This is a genomic window from Bacillus sp. P4_D3, assembly GCF_056401855.1.
The window spans coordinates 1-2394 of sequence record NZ_JBFUIN010000491.1; the positions used below are offsets into that span (position 1 = coordinate 1).

Consider the following 2394-nt stretch of genomic DNA (forward strand, 5'->3'; position numbering starts at 1 on the left):
TTTTTGTTGTATAGAAAGGAAGTGTCGATGCATAATTCATTTTCAAAATAAATATAGAGTATTAAAAGCGGGATAATAGGAGAGGAGAATTGTAATGAACAAATTAACGACAAAACTAGTAGTAGCAATCGGAATTGGAGCAGCTTTATACGGGGTATTAGGGCTTTGGGGATTTTCTATCGCACCCAATACATTTATTAAACCAGCATTGGCTATTTTAACAGTTTTTGGTGCGTTATTTGGCCCAGTAGCAGGACTATTAATAGGGCTTATTGGTCATACCGTTACAGATACAATCGCTGGTTGGGGTATTTGGTGGGGATGGGTGTTTAGTTCGGGGATTATCGGATTTTCAATGGGTCTTATACAAAAAAGAACTGGTTTCAGTGTGAAAAATGGAGCGTATAATAACCGTGATATTTCTTATTTTGCAATAGCGGGGTTAGTTGGAATTGTCATTGCCATTATATTTGCTGGTGCATTCGATATTATTGTGATGGGAGAACCGTTTGACAAAATCGTTATACAAGTACTAGGAGCAACCATTTCAGACATTATCGTATTTTTAGTTCTTGGATTACCAATCACGATTGGTCTAGCTAAAGCAAATAAGAAACATACACATTTAAAAATTGAAAAGTAGGGATGTATACATGCAACCAATTATATCTTTTGAACAATTTACCTTTCAATATGGGCATGCCGCACAGCCTACTTTAAAAGAAATTACATTTCATATATATCCAGGGGAAAAGGTACTACTAGCTGGAAGAAGTGGTTCAGGTAAGTCAACATTAGCTCATTGTATTAATGGGCTAATCCCATTTTCTTACGAAGGGATTAGTACTGGTAATATTTTAATAGCTGGAAAGGATCCGAGAGAGGGAAGTATTTTTGAACAGAGTAAACAYGTAGGAACAATATTACAAGATCAAGATTCACAATTTATTGGTCTTACTGTCGAAGAAGATGTAGCATTTTCATTAGAAAACGAATGTGTAAATCAAAATGAAATGAAAAAAATTGTTAATGATTCTTTAAAAAAAGTAAACATGCAGAATTTTCATGCACAAAGTCCTCATGAATTATCAGGAGGTCAAAAACAGACAGTCTCTCTTGCAGGTCTGCTAACGACAAATGCAGATATATTATTATTTGATGAACCGTTAGCTAACTTAGATCCAGCAAGTAGTTTGAATACTATAGAACTCATTAAAGATATTCATGAGAAATATAATAAAACAATTGTAATTATTGAACATCGAATAGAAGAAATTTTAAACCTTGATTTAGACAAAATTATTTTAATCGATGAAGGAGAAATTGTTGYGATGGGTTCACCGGATAAAATATTAGCATCTAATATATTACCAAATATCGGGCTAAGAGAACCTATTTATATAGAGGCGCTAAAGAAATTAAATTTTGACAGTAATAATGTTAGGGTATTTCCAATTGAAAATATTCGTAATGCAGGCGTTCATAGCCTATTAAAGAACTGGATGCAGAAGCAAGTTTCATCAAAAAACACATATATTAAAAAAGCTTTATGCAAGATAGAAAATTTATCATTTACGTACAATAACAAACATACGGCCTTAGAAGATATCAACCTTTCAATAGGAGAGGGAGAAATAGTAGCGTTATTGGGTCATAATGGAGCAGGGAAATCGACATTAGCTCATACTCTTATAGGAATAAATAAAACAAAGAATGGGAGAATAATATTCGATGGAGAAAATATAAATTCTTGGTCTATTCGTAAACGCGGGGAAGTTATTTCTTACGTTATGCAAAACCCAAATCAAATGATTACACAGCCCACTGTTTTAGAAGAAGTTTCATTTTCATTAAAATTAAAAAAAGTTTCTAAAGATGAGATTGAGAGTAGAGTCGAACAAGCTTTAAGAATTTGTGGATTATACCCATTTCGTAATTGGCCAATTCAGGCATTAAGCTACGGACAAAAAAAGAGGCTTACTATTGCATCTGTACTTATAACAAACCCGAAACTTATTATATTAGATGAGCCGACAGCTGGACAAGATTATTACCATTACAAACAGTTTATGTCCTTTATTAGAAAACTAGCTGAAAAAGGCATATCCTTTATTATTATCACACACGATATGAATCTTGCTTTAGAATACGCAGATCGAGCGGTAGTTCTGCATGAAGGGAAAATCATTGCGGACAATACTGTATCCGCTGTATTAGGGGATCAAGGAACGTTACAAAGAGCTAATCTACGGGAGATTTCATTAATAAAACTAGCTAAATTAAGCGGAATTCCAACTCCAGAAAAGTTTGTGAAACTTTATATTGAGGCTAATAGGAGGGAGGAATATGCATAATACGTATTTTCATCGTATGGATGGTGCAATTAAATTATCT

At 33.6% G+C, this 2394-nt stretch carries 2 protein-coding genes; both read left to right on the forward strand.

Features of this window, described 5'->3' with window-relative positions; translation table 11 throughout:
- Nucleotides 1-94 precede the first annotated feature (94 nt).
- Entirely contained in the window at nt 95-643 is a 549-nt protein-coding gene (locus AC1DTM_RS23160) for an ECF-type riboflavin transporter substrate-binding protein (protein ID WP_002110194.1), read from the forward strand.
- A gap of 10 nt (nt 644-653) precedes the next feature.
- Nucleotides 654-2354, forward strand: a complete 1701-nt coding sequence (locus AC1DTM_RS23165; RefSeq protein ID WP_477000984.1) for an ABC transporter ATP-binding protein — start codon at nt 654-656, stop codon at nt 2352-2354.
- Nucleotides 2355-2394 lie beyond the last annotated feature (40 nt).

Bases quoted from the DNA above. Each gene is read 5' to 3' on its own strand.
- AC1DTM_RS23160 (WP_002110194.1), top strand. From the start codon at position 95: ATGAACAAATTAACGACAAAACTAGTAGTAGCAATCGGAATTGGAGCA.